17 protein-coding genes are annotated in these 22835 nt (G+C 57.9%); 10 read left to right on the top strand and 7 right to left on the bottom strand.

Going from position 1 to position 22835, the window contains the following annotated elements:
• The first annotated feature begins 520 nt into the window (after nt 1-520).
• The gene (locus tag ACQUQP_RS10880) at nt 521-1738 is read left to right on the top strand and encodes a multidrug effflux MFS transporter (RefSeq protein ID WP_432695053.1); all 1218 of its coding nucleotides are present in this window, start codon (nt 521-523) and stop codon (nt 1736-1738) included.
• A gap of 539 nt (nt 1739-2277) precedes the next feature.
• Here the strand turns inward: ACQUQP_RS10880 and ACQUQP_RS10885 are convergent.
• Both ACQUQP_RS10885 and ACQUQP_RS10890 read right to left on the bottom strand, forming a co-directional pair.
• Nucleotides 2278-2994 (bottom strand): spermidine synthase, encoded by a 717-nt coding sequence (locus ACQUQP_RS10885; RefSeq protein WP_432695054.1) that lies wholly within the window; start codon nt 2992-2994, stop codon nt 2278-2280.
• A gap of 41 nt (nt 2995-3035) precedes the next feature.
• Complete coding sequence (locus ACQUQP_RS10890; protein WP_432695055.1) at nt 3036-3866, bottom strand: inositol monophosphatase family protein; 831 nt, start codon at nt 3864-3866, stop codon at nt 3036-3038.
• A 157-nt stretch (nt 3867-4023) separates the two neighbouring features.
• Between ACQUQP_RS10890 and ACQUQP_RS10895 the strand changes: the two genes are divergently transcribed.
• The gene (locus ACQUQP_RS10895) at nt 4024-4458 is read left to right on the top strand and encodes a DUF1810 domain-containing protein (RefSeq protein ID WP_432695056.1); all 435 of its coding nucleotides are present in this window, start codon (nt 4024-4026) and stop codon (nt 4456-4458) included.
• Nucleotides 4459-4528: 70 nt separating this feature from the next.
• Here the strand turns inward: ACQUQP_RS10895 and ACQUQP_RS10900 are convergent, their stop codons facing one another.
• Nucleotides 4529-5923: a glutamine synthetase family protein gene (locus ACQUQP_RS10900; protein ID WP_432695057.1), complete on the bottom strand. Its 1395-nt coding sequence runs from the start codon at nt 5921-5923 to the stop codon at nt 4529-4531.
• Between the two features lie 191 nt (nt 5924-6114).
• On the opposite strand from ACQUQP_RS10900, the gene ACQUQP_RS10905 reads away from it, so the two are divergent.
• The 3 genes from ACQUQP_RS10905 (at nt 6115) to ACQUQP_RS10915 (ending at nt 9837) form a co-directional block, all read left to right on the top strand.
• Nucleotides 6115-7461: a glutamine synthetase family protein gene (locus ACQUQP_RS10905; RefSeq protein WP_432695058.1), complete on the top strand. Its 1347-nt coding sequence runs from the start codon at nt 6115-6117 to the stop codon at nt 7459-7461.
• A gap of 46 nt (nt 7462-7507) precedes the next feature.
• Nucleotides 7508-8800, top strand: a complete 1293-nt coding sequence (locus ACQUQP_RS10910) for an NAD(P)/FAD-dependent oxidoreductase (RefSeq protein WP_432695059.1) — start codon at nt 7508-7510, stop codon at nt 8798-8800.
• A 182-nt stretch (nt 8801-8982) separates the two neighbouring features.
• Entirely contained in the window at nt 8983-9837 is an 855-nt protein-coding gene (locus ACQUQP_RS10915; RefSeq protein ID WP_432695060.1) for an urease accessory protein UreD, read from the top strand.
• Between the two features lie 181 nt (nt 9838-10018).
• Here the strand turns inward: ACQUQP_RS10915 and ACQUQP_RS10920 are convergent, their stop codons facing one another.
• The 4 genes from ACQUQP_RS10920 to puuE all read right to left on the bottom strand — a co-directional run bounded on the left by ACQUQP_RS10920 (nt 10019) and on the right by puuE (nt 18001).
• Nucleotides 10019-10570: a hypothetical protein gene (locus tag ACQUQP_RS10920; protein ID WP_432695061.1), complete on the bottom strand. Its 552-nt coding sequence runs from the start codon at nt 10568-10570 to the stop codon at nt 10019-10021.
• A gap of 136 nt (nt 10571-10706) precedes the next feature.
• Nucleotides 10707-13409, bottom strand: coding sequence for a glycosyltransferase (locus ACQUQP_RS10925; RefSeq protein ID WP_432695062.1), 2703 nt, complete (start codon nt 13407-13409; stop codon nt 10707-10709).
• An 81-nt stretch (nt 13410-13490) separates the two neighbouring features.
• The gene (gene amt, locus ACQUQP_RS10930) at nt 13491-16901 is read right to left on the bottom strand and encodes an ammonium transporter (protein WP_432695063.1); all 3411 of its coding nucleotides are present in this window, start codon (nt 16899-16901) and stop codon (nt 13491-13493) included.
• A 170-nt stretch (nt 16902-17071) separates the two neighbouring features.
• On the bottom strand, nt 17072-18001 hold the full coding sequence (puuE, locus tag ACQUQP_RS10935; protein WP_432695064.1) for an allantoinase PuuE: 930 nt from the start codon (nt 17999-18001) through the stop codon (nt 17072-17074).
• Nucleotides 18002-18153: 152 nt separating this feature from the next.
• On the opposite strand from puuE, the gene ACQUQP_RS10940 reads away from it, so the two are divergent.
• From ACQUQP_RS10940 to ureC, 5 genes are all read left to right on the top strand, one after another.
• Nucleotides 18154-19005, top strand: coding sequence for a MurR/RpiR family transcriptional regulator (locus ACQUQP_RS10940; protein ID WP_432695065.1), 852 nt, complete (start codon nt 18154-18156; stop codon nt 19003-19005).
• Between the two features lie 214 nt (nt 19006-19219).
• On the top strand, nt 19220-20233 hold the full coding sequence (gene alc / locus ACQUQP_RS10945) for an allantoicase (protein WP_432695066.1): 1014 nt from the start codon (nt 19220-19222) through the stop codon (nt 20231-20233).
• Nucleotides 20234-20452: 219 nt separating this feature from the next.
• Complete coding sequence (ureA, locus tag ACQUQP_RS10950; protein WP_432695067.1) at nt 20453-20755, top strand: urease subunit gamma; 303 nt, start codon at nt 20453-20455, stop codon at nt 20753-20755.
• Between the two features lie 11 nt (nt 20756-20766).
• The gene (locus ACQUQP_RS10955; RefSeq protein WP_432695068.1) at nt 20767-21072 is read left to right on the top strand and encodes an urease subunit beta; all 306 of its coding nucleotides are present in this window, start codon (nt 20767-20769) and stop codon (nt 21070-21072) included.
• Between the two features lie 27 nt (nt 21073-21099).
• A complete protein-coding gene (gene ureC / locus ACQUQP_RS10960) occupies nt 21100-22803 on the top strand; it encodes an urease subunit alpha (RefSeq protein WP_432695069.1) in 1704 nt (567 codons plus the stop codon).
• Nucleotides 22804-22835 lie beyond the last annotated feature (32 nt).

Raw genomic sequence — 22835 nt, forward strand, 5'->3', positions numbered from 1 at the left:
CAACAAAAATAAAAACAGCCGGGCAGGAATAGACAAATCGCCTCGAACAAAAATAACAATGAGGCTTAGCTGATCACAGAGCCTGGCGCTCCTAGATATAGGCGGCTGGCAATAAAAATAACAATCCGGGCGACTCTTGCACGGCTTTGTGATCAGTACTCACCAATCCTCTTTCTCCTACAGCTCTGAACCGGTCACAGTCGTCCAGACACTTCACTGCGATGGAATCTCGCCCGTAATCAGCTTCGAGTTAATAACGCTCTGGCGGCTCTCGGGGTGGACACTCACCAGTTTTCAATGATCGGCGCGAAGCGGCCACTCATGACTGATAATGAGTACTGAAAGCCTTTGGCAGGCTCGGGACGATTCAGTTCGCGACTCCATTATTTCAAGATATTAGTAATCTGATTTGTTCCAATAAGGCCTGGAATTAGCATAGATTCTCGTAAAATATTTGTTATCGTTGTTAACAATGCGCACCAAAAGCAATTGTTTTCAAGGTTATTACCAGAGACTCTATATGAGCAAATCGAGTATTCGCGTCGAATTCCTACTACTGATGGCGACGATGATGTGCTTGACGGCACTGTTTGTTGATTCGATGTTGCCTGCATTGCATCAGATTGGTTTGGAGCTGGATGCGTTGGATAACAACCGCTACCAGATGGTCCTTACCTCGATAATGGTTGGGCTGGGGGTTGGACAGCTGTTTTATGGGCCGATTGCCGATGCCATTGGGCGCAAGCCTGCAGTTTATCTAGGCTTGGCATTGATGCTGGCAGGTACCGCAATCAGCACCTTCGCTCAGAGCTTCGAGTTGATGTTATTCGGACGCGTACTCCAGGGGGTAGGGGCGGCGGGGCCGCGTGTCATGGTGGTAACGATTATTCGTGACCAGTATTCCGGTGCTGAGATGGCGCGGGTGCTGTCTTTGGTAATGACAATATTTATTTTCAGCCCGGTTGTTGCACCGTTAGTTGGCCAGGCGGTGCTTCTATTCGCTGGATGGCGCGCCATTTTTGGATTGTTAGGTGTCATCTGCCTGGCGCTGTTGGTCTGGTTTGCGATGCGTCAGGTGGAAACGCTGAAACCTGAAAATCAGCGGCCCCTTTCGTTAAAACCGGTGATGCTGGGGATGAAGGAGGTTATATCACATCGCGTAGCATTGGCTTATATCCTGGTTGCGGGGTTGTCTCACTCTTCAATAATCGCCTTTTTGACCTCAGTACAGGGAATAATGCAAGGGATCTACGACGCCGGTGCAATGTTCCCCGTTTATTTTGCGCTCATCGCTCTGGGTGTTGGCTTCTCTTCGTTTTTAAACAGTCGTCTGGTTTACCGGTTTGAAATTCGTACATTAGTTACCCGAGTGCTTATGATTTTGGGCACGCTTTCGCTGGCTGAAGCCGCGTTGGTTGCTTCCGGTGTAATAGCGGTGTCCTTGGCTGGCTTTATTATGATGATGACGGTGAGTACCTTCTGTTTGGGATTACTTTTCGGCAACATCAACGCGCTAGCTATGGAACCATTTGGACATATGGCTGGGATAGCTTCAGGCGTTATAGGCGCTTCGACGATGTTGATCGGGGTGTTGGTCGGTGGAGCGGTAGGGATGAGCTTTGATGGCACGATTATTCCTTTGCTGTTGGGCTTCGGTTTAACCTCAGTGACCTCGTTAGCGCTGATACTTTTCGGAACACCAAACCAGGTTACAAAAGCCTCGGCAGTAAAACACTGAAGTCGGATAAAATGATCCTGCTGTTAGGTTCTTAGCCACTTAAAACCAAAAAATAAATGCCCATTATTTATCCAGGCCATCACGTCTTCACTATAAGCATAGGTATCAGTCACGAGCGACTGGTTCGGGGTGAAAGTGACGGCCTGGGCCGATCACCGCAATGTCCGGTATTTGCTGCAGTCTCTTACCAGTAGGAGGTTTGATGGCGGCTCTGTGCCGAAAATTCGCATCAACCTGGTTGAGTCGATAGTCCGCTTTACGAGGTGTAGGGCAGATATAGATGCCCGTTTTACCCAAGGCGTTTAATAGGGGCTGGCCTGTTATGCCTATCGGATGGGCCGCCACTTTATATCCAATGTCACTGTCAATGGCCTGCAGCGCTCAAGGCAAGCATCTGCAGCAAATATTTTCAGATATCTGCAAAGGCTCCAAGGCAGTGGGCGCGGTAGTGTTTTCCGCAACGTTAGCTTAGCGGGCCGTCGGCTGCCGCCTTATCGTTAACATTGAGACGCCTGGCTTGGTAAGCCAGGCGGAACAGCCTAGAGAATCGCCACGTACACGGTATTGGTAGCGGCTTCGCTCTGGAACGGATTGTGGAACGCCACTTCGTGAACCTGGACCTCGCTGAACACGCTCTGCAGCAGGTCGGTAAAGGGCTGGTCCGGTACGTCGGTGGACCAGAAACCGAACACGCCGCCCGGTTTCAGGTGGGTGGCCAGTTGCGCTATGCCCGCGTCGCTGTAAAAGGGTTTGCTGGCGTCGTTGAGAAGGGCGCGGGGGGAGTGGTCGATATCCAGCAGAATAGCATCGAGCTTGCGGCCCGGGGCCTCTGGGTCGAAGCCTTCCTGAGTGGCGCTGAGGGCGAAGAAGTCGCCCTGCACCAGGCGGCAGCGGGAGTCATCGGTCAGTACCTGGCCCAGCGGCACCTTGTGCTGCTGATGCCAGCCGATCACCGGCGGCAGGTATTCCACCACCATCAGCTCGCCTACATTGGCATGTTTAAGCACCGCTTCGGCGGTATAGCCGAGGCCCAGACCGCCGACTACAACCGACAGGTTGTCACCCGCAAGCGGGGCCAGCCCCAGGTTGGACAGGGCCACTTCGCCATCAACAAAGTAACTGGACATCAGGAACTCGTCGCCGAGTTTCACTTCATAGATGTCCTGGTCACCCATGACGGGAATCCGGCGGCGGCGCAGGGATATGGTGCCGATTGGCGAGGGTTGAGAGTCGATCTCTTTAAATAAAATACTCATCGCGCCATTTTACGCAGTGTTGAGTGTTATGGGTATGCTGATTACAGATGGCGTCGCAAATGGCTGCGGATCGCTTCAAGCGCGTGTTGCGAGTTAGCGGCGAGAATGCAGCCATCCTTGATCAGCGGGGAGTAGTCACGGCCGTCGAGCATGCCTACGGCGCCGCCGGCTTCCTGCACCGCCAGAGCGCCGGCGGCGTGGTCCCAGGGCTTGGCGCTGGCGTTGATCATGAAATCCACCTGGCCGTGAGTCAGCACCCTGTATTCATGGCAGGCGCAGCGCAGGCTGTAGGCGCGGGAGAACCCCAGCAGCGCTTCACTGGCGGCGCTGCGGCGGACAATCGGAAAGTTGAACGCCGAGGCGAAGCCGGTCATATCCTCCAGCGCTTTCTCTCGGCTTACCTGCAATCGCAGTGGTTCACTGTCCGGGCTGCAGTACCAGCTGCCGCCGCCGCGACGGGCAATAACCCAGTCGTCCATGACCGGGTCGTAGAGCAGGCCGAATATTGTGTTTTCCCCTTCGGTGACCGCCAGCAGGACGCCGTGAGTGGCCAGACCGTTGGCGAAGTTCCAGGTGCCGTCCACCGGGTCAATGATTACTGCCTGTTCTGCGCCGGCGATGGAATCGATCACTGTCGGGTCTGCGGCGACAGCTTCTTCACCGATAATGGCGGCGCCGGGCAGCAGCTCGCGTACCGCTGCAGTGATGGCGTTTTCACAGGCGATATCCGCCTCGGTAACCAGGTCGTCAAAGGTCGCCTTGGAGCGGATTGTATCGGCGGAAAGTCGCCTGAAGCGGGGACAGATCTCCTTGCGTGCAACTTCCCGGACCAGGTTGATCAGTTCATTTTCCTCCTGAAACGATAAAGCCATCAGGTCCTCCTTAAATAATCCATCAACGCTGAGTAATCGCGGGCCCTTTGTTAAACGATAGGGCGTCGCCTGGGTTATTCTGCTAAAAGATAATAACGTTTAGGGGTAAAAGGTTTCACCGAGGTGTCAGCAACGCCAAATTTGAGGATAGCAACGGATGCCGGAAAAGGATCGTTATAACCTGGATCGCTTTGTTGAAGCCCAGGCGCGGGATTACCGGAGCGCGCTGTATGAGCTCAGGGATGGGCGTAAACGCTCCCACTGGATCTGGTATATATTCCCCCAGTACGCGGGTTTGGGGCGCAGCAGCACGGCGCAGCGCTACGAAATCAGCTCACTGGACGAAGCTCGCGCTTACCTTGCGCATCCTCTGCTTGGTCCTCATCTGCTCGAATGCTGTGAGGCGCTGCTGGCGCTCAGGGGGCGAAGCGCACGGGATATTCTCGGTATGCCGGATGATATGAAACTGCGTTCCTGCGTCACTCTGTTTGCACAGATTTCGGAGGAAGGATCGGTGTTTCACCGGATTTTGGCGCAGTATTTCAGCGGTGAGAGCGACAGCAAAACGCTGGCACTGCTGGGACAAGGCTAGGCCCGATGCGGGCTTAATGAATATTCGGCAAGAAGGGGCGGCCACTGCGAAAGTAGCCGCCCTTTTTTGGTTACACCGTGTGCAGGTACCAGGCGTATTCCAGATCCGAGATGGTCTGCTCGAACTGTTCTACCTCATGTTCCTTGCAGGCGATGAAGATGTTAAGGAAATCGTCGCCAAGATAGTCACGCATCATGCCGGAGCTTTCCAGCTCGCGCAGGGCATCGCGCAGGTTGTTGGGCAATACCACTTCCTGCTGCTCGTAGGCGTTGCCCTCGATCGGTGCCGGCGGCTCGATCTTGTGGGTGATACCGTAGTGAATAGAGGCCAGCATGGCCGCCATCAGCAGATAGGGGTTGGCGTCGGTACCGGCCAGGCGGTGCTCGATGCGGGTCGCTTCCGGCTCGCCGGCCGGAATACGCAGAGCCGTGGTACGGTTCTCGATCCCCCAGCAGGGCCAGGTCGGTACATAGAAACCCTGGCTGAAACGGCGGTAGGAGTTGATGTTCGGACTCAGGATCGCCATGTAGTCGTCCATCATCTCGAGCAGCCCGCCCAGCGCCCAGCGCATGGTGTCGTTGGGTGTTTCCGTTTCTTCATCGAGGGCAAAAACGTTGTTGCCGTTCTCGTCCACCAGGCTGATATGCAGATGCATGCCGTTTCCGGCCTGCTCGGCGTAGGGCTTGGCCATGAAGGTGGTATCCATCTCATGGTCGTAGGCCACGCTTTTGATCACGCGACGCAGCAGCGTGGCGTTATCGCAGGAGCGGATCGGGCAGTCCACATGCTTGAGGTTGATCTCAAACTGGCCCGGTGCCGACTCGGCGACGATGGTATCCGCCGGCAGGCCCTGCTGACGCGCGGATTCGATTACGTCGGACAGGAAGTCCGCGTACTCGTCCAGCTCATCAATCGAGTACACCTGCACGCTTTCCGGACGTTTGCCGGAGATCGGGGATTTCGGCGGCTGCGGCTTGCCGTTGATGTTTTCCTGATCGATCAGGTAAAACTCCAGCTCGAACGCGGTGACTGGGGTCAGGCCGAGCTCTTCGAAGCGGCGCAGCACACGTTTGAGCACCGTGCGCGGGTCAGCGTAAAAGGGCGTTTCCTCGTCTTCGTACATGGTCATCAGCAGCTGCGCGATGGGGCGCTTCTGCCAGGATTCCATGGTCAGCGAGCCGGGAATCGGGTAGCAGATATGGTCGGCCTCGCCTATTTCGAGTCCAAGCCCGGTGCTTTCGACCGTTTCGCCAAGAATATCCAGTCCATAAAGAGACGCGGGTAGTGCCACGCCTTTTTCAAAGACTTTCTTCAGGGCGGATCGGTCGATACGTTTGCCACGGACGATACCGTTCATATCGGCTATCAGCAGATCGACAAATTGCAGATCGGGGTGTTGCTTAAGAAAGGTTTCGGCCTCAGCCGGATCGGGTAGCTCCAACCACCCGGATGTATGATCGTTCATGTTCCACCATTTAAAGCTCAGAACCCGTTGGTTCCGACCCCACGAGTGAATGCCAAGCCATGGTTAAAGTCAATATGCCTGGGTGGGTATGGACTTGCTGTCTGCGTTATGCGCTGTGATTGCGCAGCACCGACTTTGGTTGTAACGTCATCCGAAAATCCGTAACGGTATCAAACAACTGGGGGTTATACATGCAGCGGCTCGCTACCTGGCTCAAGGAGAACCAGGTCACCGAAGTGGAGTGTGTTGTCAGCGATCTGACCGGCATAGTCAGGGGCAAGATCGCGCCGGTAGACAAGTTTCTCTACGAGCGGGGCATGCACCTGCCCGAGAGTGTGCTGCTGCAGACGGTCACCGGTGACTGGGTCGATGACGAGATCTATTATTCGCTGCTCGACCCGGCCGATATCGACATGGTCTGCCAGCCGGATCCGGATGCGGTGTTTCTGCTGCCCTGGAACGATGAACCCACCGCGCAGGTGATTCACGATACCTATAGCCGTGACGGCAAACCTACCGAGCTCTCGCCGCGCAATGTACTGAAGAAAGTGCTGGCGCTCTATGAAGCCAAGGGCTGGAAGCCGGTAGTCGCACCGGAGATGGAGTTCTACCTGACCAAACGTAGCGATGACCCCGATGTACCGCTGCAGCCGCCGATCGGACGTTCAGGCCGGCAGGAGTCCGGGCGCCAGTCTTTCTCCATCGAAGCCGCCAATGAGTTCGACCCCCTGTTCGAGGATATGTACGACTGGTGCGAATATCAGGGGCTGGAGATCGATACGCTGATCCATGAAGAGGGTACGGCGCAGATGGAGATCAATTTTCTCCACGGTGACCCGCTGACCCTGGCCGACCATGTACAGGTGTTCAAGCGCACCATGCGTGAGGCAGCCATGAAGCATGGTGTACTGGCCACATTCATGGCCAAGCCGATCAGTAATGAACCCGGCAGCGCGATGCACCTGCACCAGAGCATTATCGACGTTAACACCGGGCGCAACATCTTCAGTGAAGAGGATGGCAGCATGAGCCAGCTGTTCCGCCACCATATCGGCGGGATGCAGCGCTATATTCCGGAGCTGCTGTTGCTGCTGGCCCCCAACGTCAACTCGTTCCGCCGTTTCCTTCCCGATACCTCGGCACCGGTCAACATGGCCTGGGGCCACGCCAACCGTACCTGCGGACTGCGGATCCCGGAATCCGATGCGCAAAACCAGCGCCTGGAAAACCGCCTCGCCGGTGCCGATGCCAACAGCTACCTGGCGATCGCCGCCAGCCTGCTCTGCGGTTACATCGGCATGGTCGAAAAGATCGAGCCTTCCGAGCCCTGCACCGGGCGGGCGTATGATCTGGAGAGCTTCCAGCTGCCGGTCACCATCGAAAGTGCGGTGGAGTATCTGGAGGATTCAGAGGCGGCACGGAAATACCTCGGTGATGCCTTTATCGATGGTTATGCCGCCGTGAAGCGGGCAGAGCATGAAAACTTCAAGCGCGTGATCAGTTCCTGGGAGCGCGAATTTCTGTTGTTAAGCGTGTAAGTCTTTTAACTCGAGTGTGTAACCCGAGAGGCATGGGAGTAGTGAATTGACTCGGTCACCCGCATTTGAATACCCGACCTCGTACTATGCCGCCTCGGCGGTGCAGACGGCGGAGCCGGTCTCCCTGGACGGCGAGATCAGCTGCGATGTGTGCATTGTCGGTGCCGGCTATACCGGCCTGTCCACGGCCATCCACCTGCTGGAGCGTGGCCTGGATGTGGTGGTACTGGAGCAGGCCAGGGTTGGTTGGGGTGCGTCCGGGCGTAACGGCGGGCAGATCGTCAACAGCTACAGCCGGGATATCGACGTCATTGAACGCACGGCTGGCCAGGCAGTTGCCGATCAGCTGGGGCCGATGGCGTTCGAAGGTGGCCGCATTATTCGTGAGCTGGTGGCCCGCTACGGTATCGACTGTGACCTCAAGGAGGGCGGCATATTCGCGGCTCTAAATCCCAGGCAGATGGCCGAGCTGGAGCACCAGAAGGCACTCTGGGAACGCTACGGCTATGACAGGCTGGAACTGCTCGACGCCGGGGCAATCCGGCGCGAAGTGGCCAGCGAACGTTATGTCGGCGGGTTACTGGACCAGGGCGGTGGTCATATTCACCCGCTGAACCTTGCCCTCGGTGAGGCGGCGGTGGTGCGCAGGCTCGGTGGCCGCATTTTTGAGCAATCGCAGGTGCGCACACTGATCCCGGGCGCCAACCCCGTGGTTGAAACCGAGCGTGGCCGGGTGCGTGCCAAAACTCTGGTGCTGGCCGGTAACGCTTACCTTGGCGAGCTGGTGCCGGAGCTGCGCGCGAAATCGATGCCCTGCGGAACCCAGGTCGTCGCCACTGAGCCGCTCAGCGACGAACAGGCCGCAGCGCTGATTGCGAACGATTACTGTGTCGAGGATTGTAACTACCTGCTGGACTACTATCGCCTGTCAGCTGACAAGCGACTGCTGTACGGCGGTGGTGTGGTATACGGTGCCCGGGATCCCAGCGATATCGAGCGGCTGATCCGGCCCAAATTGCTGAAAACCTTTCCCCAGCTGAAAGGTGTCAAAATCGATTACTGCTGGACCGGCAACTTCCTGATGACCCTCTCGCGCCTGCCCCAGGTCGGCGAGTTGGACGGCAATGTTCTATACTCCCAGGGCTGCAGTGGTCACGGCGTTACCTACACCCACCTGGCCGGGCGCCTGTTGTGCGAAAAAATACTTGGCGAGCCGAAACGCTTTGATGCCTTTGCGTCCCTCAAACACTATCCCTTCCCGGGCGGACACCGATTCCAGGCACCACTGAGTGCCCTGGGTGCCTGGTATTACTCATTGAAAGACCGGTTCGGGTTTTGAGGCCTGATCGGCCAGCCGTTGCGCATCGGCCTGAGCGATTAGTTGAGGATTGGTCTTGGTTGAGACAAATGGTGTAAAGTTTCGGCTTTGTCACGGCGTGGAACGGGGAATCCTGGCTGCTTTGCGCGCCGGGTTGTAATCACTTTCGTCAAAAGCCTGTCTGAAAAACTAAGGATAACTGGATGAACATGGCGGCAACCGCTCATGGCTGGGAGGCGCTGCTGAAGCTACGCTTCGCCTGTCGGGGAGAGAAAACACGTATCGTTGAACGGGAGCGCAAAGGGCCATTGGCGGTGCAGCGTCCGTTTTACCCGGAAGGCGATGCGGTGTGTCACACCTATCTTCTGCATCCTCCGGGTGGAGTTGTCGGTAGTGACAGCCTGGATATTGCTGTTCATGTGGAAGCGAATGCCAGTGCACTGATCACCACGCCCGGCGCTACCAAGTTCTACCGCTCGGGCGGGCGCCTGGCGACTCAGGTCCAGCGTCTGAGTGTGGAGAAAGACGGGCTGCTGGAGTGGATGCCGCAGGAAAACATCTTTTTTCCGGATGCCCAGGCCAGGGTCGAAACCCGTATCGAGCTGGAGCCCGGAGCCCGGTTTATCGGCTGGGATATCCAGTGCCTGGGTCGGCCGGTGATCGATGAGGCCTTTACCGAGGGTCGGGTCGATGCCACCACCCGCCTCAGTGTGGATGGCGATCTGGTGATCATCGATCAGCTGCGAACCGAGGGCATTGCCCTGGTTCAAGCCAGCGCCGGTATGCGCGGCTACCCGATGCAGGCCACGATGCTGATTGTGCCGGGCGATGAGAAGGCTGATTTTGACAATCTGCTGGCATTGACCCGCGCGGCGATCGACACCCAGGCGGACCTGCCGCTGGAGGTCGGTGCTACTCGGGTGGATCAGGCGATCGTGGTGCGACTGCTGGGGCGGGGCGCCGAGCCGATGCTCAAGCTGATGACCGCCGTCTGGTGTGCCGTCAGGCCGTCAGTCGCGGGACGCGACGCGGAACCGCCGCGTATCTGGGCGACCTGATTGGCGTTAATAGGATAAGTGAAAAGCCCATTGCGCTCCTGGCCAATGGGCTTTTTTCAGAGAAATGGGGTCGGTCTCCGTCGCTTTTGAATAATCTCCCGCATCATCGATGCAGGTTCAAATAAAGCGGGACGCCTTGTTTAAAGATAACAACGCAGTGCCGGAGCCTGGCGTTGATTAACTACTCCCTGTTGCCGAGATAACGCTGGCGAAGAATCTCCAGGTCGTTTTCTTCGCTCTCTCTTCGCATCCGATTGACGGTGATCTGATTGATGGTGCCAACCTCGGTGTAAAAACCCAGCACTTTGGCATAGGCACAGCTTGGGAAATTTCTTTCCAAATCGATTATATCCCTGCGAGATAAAACTCTTAGCAACGGAATGAACGGCAATAAAACAAGATAAGCCGCCAGAGCCACAACCGCGCATGCGCCTGAAACTTTCAACCAGGCAAACAGGCTAGTGGCCATTTCATCGGTAATGTATTCCGAGTCCAGCTTTGAGAATCCATACAGGAGTGCCATCACTGCTGATGCGATTATCCCGAGCATAAATACGATAGCGGCAAGGGAGTGGGTTGAGCGTGCAACCCACCAGGACAGATTAATCATCTCTTTCTTCATTATCCCGCTCCAGGGCTGTTCTCCGTGTGGCAACGCCAGGGTTGCACTTCGTTGATCATCTTCAATCTTCGGCCAGCCCGCAACCGTTTGTTCAATCCTGATCTTACCCACTATCAACCCTTCAGGCAGATTCTTCAGGATCAGGAGGTTTATCGGTTGAACAGCGTTGTGTCGGGGCGGTGCAGATAGGCCAAGGCGGCCGGGTCAGTGCCGACCCTGTCCGCCCTGGGTTCGAGATTTGGGTCGACTACTTCTGTGTTTCTTCCAGTCGCAGGCGGGGTTTGTGGACCTGCGCTCGAGACGGGGCTTTCTGCTCTGGCTCCAGCCCCAGGTCCTGAAGTAACTGGCCGAGTATCTTCTGCGGTGAGTAATCCAGGCAGCGGGACAGGGCGCCCACCCGCATGCGGCCCTGTTTTTCCGCGCTGGCGAGGTACTCAACCGCAAGTTCGCCCATCTCTTCGCAGTCCTCGGCCAGCAAGCCACTCAGACGGTGCTGAATGATCGAGCGCGGGCCCTTGCAGTTGTACGCCAGGGTCGGCAGGCCAGAGCTCATCGCTTCCAGAATCACACAACCGAAGGTATCGAAGCGCGAGGGCAGCAACAGCAGGTCCGCCTGCTGGTAAAGCTGCGGAACCTGGCTCTGTTCCAGCCAGCCGAAATAGGTGGCATCCGGTGCGGCCCTGCGCAGTTTCTCCTCGGCCGGGCCGCTGCCGGCGACCCATAGCTGCGCCTCCGGGTGTTCGGCTTTTACCTGTTGCCAGATTTTGGGCAGGTCCAGTACGCCTTTCTCTTCACTGAGACGTCCGACATAGAGCAGGATCGGCGCATCGTTAACCGGTCGTGGTTGCAGACTGGCGATCTCCGAGCCGACGCCGGCCCAGTGGGCGGTCAGTTTGACGCGCTCTTCCTGCAGCTCCATATCCGGGCCGGTGAGCCAGTCGCGATGCTCCTCGTTGAGTACGAAAATACCATCGAACTGCTGGTAAAAGGCGCGAATCAGGCGGCGGATACGATCCTGGATCGACTGGTCCATGCGCACCTTGCGGTTGATGAACTCCAGCCAGTCGGTGTGCATGTAGAACCAGGCGGGTACCGAGTAGGCGTGTTTCAGGTACAGCGCCACCGGTCCCATGCACAGTTCGGTGGAGCAGATGATGCGGTCATAGCCGCCGTACTCGAACAGTTTCTGCACCTCCAGCAGATCCGGTACGTGGATCGTCTGCTCGCCCAGCTGGTTGAACTGGAACTGGGTCAGCGGGCGGATCACCTGCAGGTGAGGCTGGGGTTTGAGCGTGGGGTGGCACACCAGCAGGTCGATCGGCAGATCCGACTTCTGCAGTTGGGTCAGGGTATCGCGCAGCGCTGAAGAAACGCCGTTACGATCGGCAAAGGTGTCGGTGAGCCAGAGCACCCGCTTAGGGTGCTCGGTGGCGCCTATATCGGCGGCGAGACGGTCGAGGAAGCCGCGGTTTGAGTAGAGTACCTGGGTGCTGGCAAACGCGGCACCGGCGACGACCGACGCGGACAGTGCCGGGAAGGTCAGCTTGTCGAGCATCTTGCCCAGGTCGATCTGGGACATATCCTTGCCGTTGCTCTTTTCACCGGAGAACAGTGCGCGGAAGTGGGTCGGCACCTCCATCATCCTGACCATCTCTTCGAGCGGCATATCGGCCAGGGCGTCGCGATCGATACGGGCCAGTTCGTCATGCACCCGGGTAAAGAAGGTGTGGCTGATCAGGCGGTGAAGCTCCGGGATAGACTGGCGCAGTTCTTCAGGGAAACGCTCCGGCTCGGTACGCTGGGTTTTAGCAATGCGTTTGATGATATTCAGAATCGGCTTGAACTCTTTGCTGACACCGAGGTTGAGCAGCAGCTTCGGTTTTTTGCCTTTAAGTGCCTGGTGGAAGGTATCCAGGAAGGTCAGGGTGTATTTGTGGCGCTTGAGCTCCTGCAACAGGTTGCTCAGCGCCAGGCAGATCATGCGGTCCTGTAGCGAGCCCTTGTGCAGCAGCATCCGCAGCAGGCCCGGGTCTTTCATGTGGATCACGACCTGGGCGAAGTAGTCGAGAAACGCCGTGGTCATTTTTTCCTCTTCACCAACGAAACCGTAAGGTGCAGTGCGACCTGCACGCAGCGCCTCCAGGGCCAGCTCCTCGCGGGTTTCTCCCGCCGCCAGGCGTTGCTGCAGGTTGGGAATTTCAAGCAGGGTGCCGCAGCGGCCCGCGAACAGCCCGTTATGGTCGTCGGAACCGCCGGTCAGATGCTTGCGGTAGGGGTTACGGCAGAAATCTTTTGGATCGATGCCGTGCTTGACCGCCCAGGCATCGATCTTCTCCGGCGTCAGACTCTCGACCCAGCGCAGGGTCAGCAGGTTCTGCCAGTAGCCGCGCTGGCCGTTGAGCACTTCGAAGCGCTCAAACAGCAGGGCGAAACGCTCCAGGATGCCGGGATCAACCGCGTCGCCGTGGGAGTAGAAAAACAGCGGATGCGGCAGCACGGTGGGCAGGTCGTGGCGCCGGGCGTAGGCGCAGAACGCGTAGATATCATGGCGCAGGTCGTGCAGCTCCTGCTCCTGCTCGGGGCTGAAGCCGTAGATCAGTACGTGGATGCTCAGTGGCTCGCCGGGAAAGTGGCAGGTGAATTCTGTGCCGGTCAGTACCGGCTTATCAGCCTGCTTTAGACTCCAGCAGGAGCGGGCGTTGTTGTGGTTGGTGATGGTCACCACGTCGGTGCCGGCACGGTCCAGCGCTTCAACCAACTCGTCGGTGGTCAGCCAGGTTTCTGGAAGCCGCAACAGGCGGCCCCAGAGTTCGTCCGGCACGTCGCTGTTGGCGTCATGGCAGTGCAGGTCGATACGGAGTACGTCAGAGGGGCACAGGGCCGCGGCCGCCCCGGTTAGAAACTCTTCATACTGGGCGCGGATATTCTGGTAAAACGGCGAGTGGGTCATGGCGCTGGCTCCATATCTCTGAACGCCGGCGCATTGTATTAAGGAAAGGTTTCTGCCCCGTTACAGCGGTTCTGCTGCCCGTTATCGCGGCATCACGCGGACACGGCCCAGCTGCTCCAGCGGTGCGGGTTTGCTGACCAGATACCCCTGCACAAAGTCGACACCGATATCGCCAAGCAGGTCGCGTGTGGCCTGGTCCTCGACAAACTCGGCGACGGTTTTCAGGCCCATGATGTGGGCGATATGGTTGATTGAGGCCACCATTGCCTGATCGATCTCGTTGTTGCTCATGTCGCGCACGAAGATACCGTCGATCTTCAGATAATCCACCGGCAGGCGCTTGAGATAGCCGAACGACGACAGGCCACTGCCAAAGTCGTCCAGCGCAAAGTGGCAGCCGATGCTGCGCAGCTCTTCGATAAAGGCACGGGCCGCGTCGGGATCCGACATGGCGGCGGTCTCGGTTATTTCGAAGCAGAGCAGCTGCGGCGGGATGTCATGGCGGGCGATATGCTCCTTGATGGTGGCAAGACATTCGGGGGAGCCGATGGACGCGCCGGACAGGTTGATGGCGCACTGGATATTTCCGTTACCCGCATGCAGGCGATCGCCGAGCCAGGCCAGGGTGTTGCGTACCACCCACTGGTCCACCTGTGGCATCAGGTCATAACGTTCGGCGGCGGGCACAAATGCACCCGGCGGTACCAGTTCGCCATCCGCATCGAGCATGCGGATAAAAATTTCGATGTGCGGAATGTCATCGCCATTGCTCTCCAGCGGCTCGATGGTCTGGAAATAGAGCCGGAACTGGTCACAATCGATCGCCTGCTGAATATGCGAGGCCCACTGCATCTGTCCCTTGCGGAAGTTCAGCTCATTGTCATCGGTTTCGTACAGCTGAACGCGGTTGCGGCCCGCGTCTTTGGCCGCGTAGCAGGCGGAGTCCGCCAGACTCAGCAGCTCATCCAGCGACAGCGCATCGGCCCCGAAGGGTACCAGTCCGATGCTGACACCCACCGAAAACACCTGTCCCTCCCATGGAAAGCGAAACTCCTTCACCGCCTGGCGCAGGTTGTCAGCGATCTCCAGTCCGGGGCCCACGGGGCAATTTGCCAGCAGTACACCAAATTCGTCGCCGCCGAGACGGGCAAAGGTGTCCTGCTGTCTGAGCAGGGGCTTGAGTGTCTGGGAGAGCTGGCGCAGCAGCGTATCGCCGGCGCGGTGACCGCAGGTATCGTTGACCAGCTTGAACTGATCCAGGTCCAGGTAGCAGATCAGGTGTTCACTGTTGTCCTTGCGTGCGGAGACGATCAACTGGTCCAGGCGGCGCTCGAACTCACGCCGGTTGAGCAGGCCGGTGAGTGCATCGTGTACCGCCTGAAAAGTGAGCTGCTGCTGCAGTTCGCTGTTACGGGTAATGTCCTGCATCGCGACAACCCAACCGACGCTGTGGCCGTCCTTGTCGTGCAGCGGCGCGCAGTTGAGCTGTACCCGGGCGCGCTGACCGTCGGCGCCGATCAGGCTCAGCTGGCGGTATTCGCCGGCCGGTGTGCTGTCGCGGCAGAGCGCCCCGATGGAGATGTTGTCGCCCTCCATGCTTTGCAGTCGCACTACCAGATCGATCGGTTCACCGTAGACCTCTTCGGTCCGGTTGCCGGTCAAGCTTTGTGCGATCGGGTTCAGGTAAACGGTATTCATCCGCTCATCACAGGTGATCACCGCTTCGGTGATCGCCTCGAGCGTCACCTGGGCCAGTTGCGAATGACGGTGCAGCCGTTCTTCCATCCGCTTACGTTCGCCGATATCGCGGATCACGGCACTGTACTGCACGCCTTCGGCGGTTGGGCTGGCAGAGGTGGTGACTTCGATCGTGATCGGTTCACCTGCGCGGGTGCGGCCGATCAGTTCGTGCGGCCCCTCGTTCTGACTCGATGCGATCAGCGGCAGGAGTTGTTTCAATGGCGTACGTGGATAGAGCTTCAGACACTCATCGTGGAGCAGGTCGGCGATGTGCCGGCCAGTGAACTGCTCCAGTGAATGGCCGAAAATAGTCGCCGCACCGGGGTTTGCGCTGGTAATCAAGCCCTGATCGCTGAAGGTGATAACACCATCCTGCATATCGCGCAGAATAAGCCGGGTGCGACTCATGGCACGGTTAAGCTTGCCCATTACCTGGTTGTATTTGCTGGCGATCTGACCTACTTCGGTAAACGGCTCGACCGGCATTTTGCGTTCCGTATCTCCGGTCTGCTCCTGCTCATTCATGGCGTTCAGCAGGTCCGAAAGCTCGGTGGTTGCGCCATGTTCGGAGCTGTTCAGACCCTCGAGTTCGGCATCATCGGATACGCGCAGCGGGATAAACCTGCGTATCAGCAGCAGGAACAGAAGGGTGAGCGGAAAGGCCCAGGCGGCGCAGATCAGAATCCCCTTGAGCTGCGCCAGGATCTGTTCCGGCCGGTCGAGGCCGGTGCCGAGAATCGCCGGTTCACCGAAGATGCCGACGGCGAGGGTACCCCAGATACCGGCACTCAGATGGACCGGGGTGGCAGAAATGGCATCGTCCAGTTTGAGCCTTTCCAGTAGCAGTTCGGTGGCCAGCATGCACAGCGCCCCGACCGCCCCGATAAAGGCGGCTTCCAGCGTTGTCACCGCGTGGCAGCCGGCGGTAATGGCGACAAGCCCGGCCAGTGTGCCGTTGATGGTTAACTGGGGTGTCTGGCGTTTGTATTGCCACTGGCCAAGTGCCATGCCGGTGATGCCAGCCACCGTCGCGGCGATCAGGGTGTTGACGATGATGCTCGGGATATCACGGGAAAACTCCAGGGTGCTGCCGCCATTGAAGCCGATCCAGCCGACGACAAAAAACATCATGCCAAGCATGGCGAAAGGCAGGTTACTGCTGGGAATGGAGACGACCCTGCCATTGACAAAACGGCCTTTGCGCGGCCCCACCACGATAATGGCCGCCAGCGCCACCCAGCCTCCCAGGCTGTGCACCACGGTACTGCCGGCGAAGTCGACGAAGCCCTCGGCGGCCAGCCAGCCGGCGGGGCCGTGCAGAGCGCCGCCCCAGGCGATATGACCGAACAGCGGGTAGATCAGTACCGCGATCAACGCGGTGATAATGATGTACGTGGTGAAGCGGGTACGCTCTGCAATAGCGCCGGAAACAATGGTGGCCGCCGTGGCGCAGAAGGTGAGCTGAAAAATGAAAAAACAGGCGTCCCAGAAGCCAAGTTGGGTGAAATCGGCGGCAAACAGGGCGGTTTCTGGCGAGAGGCCGTTCCAGACGCCGAACATCAGACTGAAGCCGACCAGCCAGAAAAGGGCGGTGGTCACCAACAGGTCGAAGGCGTTTTTCAGTGCAACATTGATGGCGTTTTTGCTGCGGGTAAGGCCAGACTCGAGACATAGAAAGCCGATCTGCATAACCAGGACCAAAACGGCTGACAATAACAGCCAGATCGCATTGAACGCTTCTTGGTTAGACACGCTGGGCTCTCCTGCCGGCAGATGGCGTTTTTATTGCCAGGTACCCCAGCAACAAACACGCCAATTCCTTGTCTCGTTTAGGGTTTTATAGCGTTTGTTACTGATGGTTTGTTGTTGAATTAAACATATAATTGTCTCTAATACGGGTCGAATATATTGTTGATACAGGGCTAGTCTGCTTGCGGCGGATGCTCGCTGATCCAGTGTCGTGCTATATCCACCCTCCGGGTGATCCAGATATCCGGGTGGTGCTGAATGTGATCAAGGAATCGCTGCAGCGCCCGGAATCGCCCGGGACGACCTACCAGCCGACAGTGCAGACCGATCGACATCATGCGCGGGTGTTGCGCGCTTTCGGCGTAAAGCACATCGAAGGAGTCTCGCAGATAATTGAAGAAATCGTCGCCATCGGAAAAGCCCTGGGACGAGGCAAAGCGCATGTCGTTGCAATCCAGGGTATAGGGCACAATCAGGTGGTTTTTCACTTCGCCGGTACGCAGAGTCACCGGTGTCCAGAACGGCAGATCATCACCGTAATAATCGGAGTCATACAGAATACCGCCATGCTCGACCACCAGTTGGCGGGTGTTGGGTGAATCCCGGCCGGTATACCAGCCCAGTGGTGTGGTGCCGGTCAGTTCGGTGATGATACGCATCGCCTCCCGCAGGTGCTCACGCTCCGTCTCTATGGGGGTTTCCTGATAATGAATCCAGCGCAGGCCGTGACTAGCGATCTCGTGGCCCTTGTCGATAAACGCCTGGGTGACCTCCGGGTTACGCGCCAGGGCAGAAGCGACGCCAAAGATCGTCAGCGGCAGATTGCGGCCCTCGAATTCCTGCAGGATGCGCCAGACACCCACGCGCGAACCGTATTCGTAGATCGATTCCATGCTCAGATGCCGGTCCGGGTAGGGCTGTGCGCCGGCCATTTCAGAGAGGAAGGTTTCCGCGTGGCTGTCCCCGTGCAGGACGCAGTTTTCACCGCCTTCCTCGTAGTTGAGAACGAACTGAACGGCGAGTCGTGCCCCGCCAGGCCAGTTGGCGCGGGGTGGGTTCGCGCCATAACCGCGAAGGTCTCTGGGGTAGTTGCTGTCGTTCATTAGGGGCTCCTTTTTCGAACGCTGGAGGATCGGAGATAGGCGTTATCTTGCATTAACCACCGCTGTTTTCGGGTTTAAGCCTTTAGAGAAGCCGGGTTAGTATAGAGCGACTAACCACTTTTCCGGTATTTCCCTACAGGAAACAGATAACCGTGTCAGATGAAACAATCGACCAGAAACTGCGTGAACAGTACGATCAATTGACGCCCAGTGAGCGCCTGTTGGCCGACTTTATTCTTGCTCATCCTCAGGATCTTGCACTATTCAACACCGCTGAACTGGCGCGGATGTGTCAGGTGTCCAAGGCGACCGTCAGCCGTCTGTTCAAGCGGCTTGGCTTCTCCTCGTTCCGTGAAGGCCGCACCCTGGCCCGCCAGTTGCGACATCAGGGAGTGCCGGTGTCGGATGAGCGCAACGGTGTAGTGGCCTTCGATGATCATCTGCGCCAGGAAGAACAAAACCTGCACCGAATGTTCCAGAATCTCGACCGGGAGGGGATGGAAGCCCTGGTCAAGGCGCTATTGAGCGCCCGCCGGGTACAGGTGATAGGTTTCCGGAACAGCTATCCGATTGCGCTCCATCTGCGTCAGCAGTTGATACAGGTGCGCAGCAACGTTCATCTGTTACCCACGCCGGGGCAGACACTCGGTGAAGAACTCAGCGATCTGTCAGGCGATGATCTGGTAGTGCTGTTTGGCTTTCGGCGCCGCCCGGCGGGATTTGATGCGCTGCTGCGCGATCTCTGTCGTGCCGATGCTCAGGTGGCACTCATTGGCGATAGCTCCCTGGCAGGTGCATCTTCTCATGCCGACTGGTGGCTGGAAGTCCCGGTGGATTCGCTGGCTGCGTTCGACAGTTACGCGGCGCCGATGTGCCTTATCACGCTGCTGGTTAACCGTCTGCTGCACCAGGCTCTGGAGCCGGGGCGAGAACGCATTGCCCGCATCAGTTTGAAGTATTCAGAGCTCGATGAACTCAGCCTGGGTTGCCCCAAAATAGACTAGCATCATGCCGTAGCGCACAAAGATGGTGCGCTTATTGCGCCATTCTCAACGCCTCATAAACCGAATTTCGCGTCCTCTGCACAATGGTTCTTAGTTGGATCAAATGTTGCAGTAAGTGCTTAAGTGAAACAAAGAGTGGTGCGCATCGTTTCAAAGTTAGACCGTGCAACGGGCGCACACTGAACTATCTTTTCTTAAAAAAGAGGAATGGGGCGTGGAATACATCGAAGGGAAACCGGTTGAGGTTTTGCCAACATTTGCCGAAGGCGCACTAAATCTGGCCGATAGCGGGCTGGGTACAGCAATAGTCGCGGTCAGCGATCAGTTTTTCGCCCCTGCGGAGCGGATGATCAGTGCTGAACCGCCGAGGTTCTACCCGGATCGGTACGATGATCACGGCAAGTGGATGGACGGTTGGGAAAGCCGCCGCAAACGTGGCAATGGCCATGACTGGTGTGTACTGCGCCTTGGCGTAACCGGACATATTCAGGGCTTTGATATCGATACCAGTTTCTTTACCGGGAACTACCCGCCTGGCGCCATGATTGAGGCCTGTTATCTGCCGGATGCCGATCCGGATGAAAACACCGAGTGGGTGGCGTTAACCGGACCGGTAAGCCTGGGACCGGATCAGCATCACCTGGTAGCGGCAGAGACAGAGGGTGTCTGGACCCATGTTCGCCTTAACATCCTGCCGGATGGCGGTGTGGCGCGCCTGGTGGTTTACGGCAAGCCATCGTCTGTGTTGGCCGAGGGGGCGAAACTGAACCTTGCCGCCCGGGAGCTGGGCGCGCGTGTCGTGGCCTGGAATGACTCTCACTATGGTCACCCCAACAAAATTCTGATGCCCGCGCCTGGCGTCAATATGGGTGATGGCTGGGAAACGCGCCGCCGCCGTGAACCCGGTAACGACTGGTGTCTTATTGAACTGGCCGCACCCTGTTTCGTGGACGAGATTGAAATTGATACGGCCTTCTTCAAGGGCAACTTCCCTGACAAGTGTTCACTGCAGGCCGCCTGTATGCCTCCGGTCAGTGACGAGGCGTTGGTGACACAGAGTATGTTCTGGCAGGAACTGCTGTCGCCCCAGTCGATGGCGGCCGACTCCGTTCACCGGTTTGCGCCCGATGGCGAGATTGCAGGCCCGGTTACCCACCTGCGGCTGAACCTGTTTCCGGATGGCGGCGTCAGCCGTATTCGTATTCACGGCCGGGTGGCAGCCAAATAAACGAGAAAAACTTTCCGAATTCAAGCTATCATATTGATTTGGAATGTATATTGCTTTCAAGCCCGCAGTGCAGCTAGCCTGTAAAAGGTAGCAGCCCGGCAGATGCGCTAACAGGTGCGGCCAGGCCGGGCTAAGGCTGATTCACCTGCAGCACCCTTGCTTCAGGCTAATGACGATGTTTGGGTGGCGCATCGCCACCCCCGACTCAAGAGGACGATCATGGAGCTGTCACCGAGAGAAAAAGACAAGCTGTTGCTGTTTACGGCGGCACTGTTGGCGGAACGGCGTAAGGAGCGCGGTCTCAAGCTGAACTATCCCGAGGCGGTAGCCTATATCAGTGCGGCTATCCTCGAGGGCGCCCGTGATGGCCGCAGCGTGGCCGAACTGATGGATTACGGCCGTACGCTGCTGAGCGCGGATGACGTGATGGATGGTGTTGCCGATATGGTCGACGAAGTCCAGGTCGAAGCGACTTTTCCCGATGGCACCAAGCTGGTGACCGTACACGAACCGATCGTCTGAGGAGAGCACCGATGAAACCCGGAGAAATCTTAGCCGAACCTGGCGATATCGAGTTGAACGTCGGGCGGGAGACCCTGGTTGTCGAGGTGGCCAATACCGGTGATCGCCCGGTTCAGGTTGGATCTCACTACCACTTTTACGAAGTCAACGATGCACTCCAGTTTGACCGCGAAAAAGCGCGAGGCTTTCGCCTCAATATTGCGGCCGGCACTGCCGTGCGTTTCGAACCGGGTCAGAGCCGCAGCGTTGAACTGGTGGCCTATGCCGGTTCCCGCGAGGTGTATGGTTTCCAGGGACGGGTGATGGGTGCGCTCTGAGCGTCCGCGTTAAGAAGGAGTTGAAACATGGCAAAGATTTCTAGACGCGCTTACGCGGAGATGTTTGGTCCGACCACCGGCGACCGTGTGCGGCTGGCGGATACCGAACTGCTGCTCGAGGTGGAGCGCGATTACACCACCTACGGTGAAGAAGTGAAGTTCGGCGGCGGCAAGGTGATTCGTGACGGCATGGGTCAGGGCCAGCGTCCGAGCAGCCGTACCATGGACCTGGTGATTACCAATGCTCTGATTGTGGATCACTGGGGCATCGTCAAAGCCGACGTGGGGGTCAAGAGCGGACGCATCGCGGCGATTGGCAAGGCAGGTAACCCGGATGTGCAGCCCGATGTGGAAATTGCGATCGGCCCGGGTACCGAGGTGATCGCCGGCGAGGGTCAGATCCTGACCGCTGGTGGTATCGATTCCCATATTCACTTTATCTGTCCGCAGCAGATCGACGAGGCGCTATGCTCAGGCGTCACCACGATGCTGGGCGGCGGAACGGGGCCTGCTACGGGTACCAACGCCACCACCTGTACGCCGGGACCCTGGTACATCCACCGCATGCTCGAAGCGGCAGACTCGCTGCCGATCAACCTGGGCTTTCTTGGCAAGGGTAACGCCAGTAAACCCGAGGGGCTGCGCGAGCAGATCGAGGCAGGGGCGATTGGTCTCAAGCTTCACGAGGACTGGGGCACCACCCCGGCAGCCATCGACTGCTGCCTGAGCGTGGCCGATGAGATGGATGTACAGGTCGCGATTCATACCGATACGCTGAACGAAGCGGGCTTCGTTGAGGCTACACTCGATGCGATCGACGGACGTGTCATTCATACCTACCACACCGAGGGTGCTGGCGGTGGACACGCGCCGGATATCATCAAGGCCGCCGGTGAAGCCAATATTCTGCCGTCGTCGACCAATCCGACCCGTCCCTATACGGTGAACACCATCGACGAGCATCTCGATATGCTGATGGTTTGTCACCACCTGGACCCGTCCATCGCTGAAGATGTGGCGTTTGCTGAATCCCGTATTCGCCGCGAAACCATCGCCGCGGAGGATATCCTGCACGATCTGGGTGCCTTCTCGATGATCTCCTCCGACTCCCAGGCCATGGGCCGTGTCGGCGAGGTGATCACCCGTACCTGGCAGACCGCCCACAAAATGAAGGTGCAGCGCGGTGCGCTGAGCGGTGATTCCGAGCGTAACGACAACAACCGTATCAAGCGTTATATCGCCAAATACACCATCAACCCGGCGCTGACCCACGGTATCGCCCATGAAGTGGGCTCGATCGAAGTGGGCAAACTGGCGGACCTGGTGCTGTGGAAACCGGCATTTTTCGGCACCAAGCCAAGCATGGTACTGAAGGGCGGCATGATTGCGGTGGCGCCGATGGGCGATCCCAACGCCTCCATCCCCACGCCACAGCCGGTGCACTATCGCCCGATGTTTGGCAGCTTCGGACGCGCTGTCCAGAGTACCTCCATGCTGTTTATGTCCCAGGCGGCACTGGCCGCGGGCATACCGAGCGAGCTGGGCCTTGAAAGCCTGATAGGCGAGGTACGCGACTGTCGTACCGTGACCAAGGACAAGATGGTGCTGAACAGCTATCAGCCGAAGATCGAGGTGGACTCCCAGACCTACGAGGTTAGGGCCGATGGTGAACTGCTGGTCTGTGAGCCGGCCACGGAACTGCCGATGGCGCAGCGGTACTACCTGTTCTGATGATAGAAATATTGACTGTAAAAGGTTTTAAA

It is taken from the genome of Marinobacterium sp. YM272 (assembly GCF_050908845.1).
Classification (GTDB): Bacteria; Pseudomonadota; Gammaproteobacteria; order Pseudomonadales; family Balneatricaceae; genus Marinobacterium_D.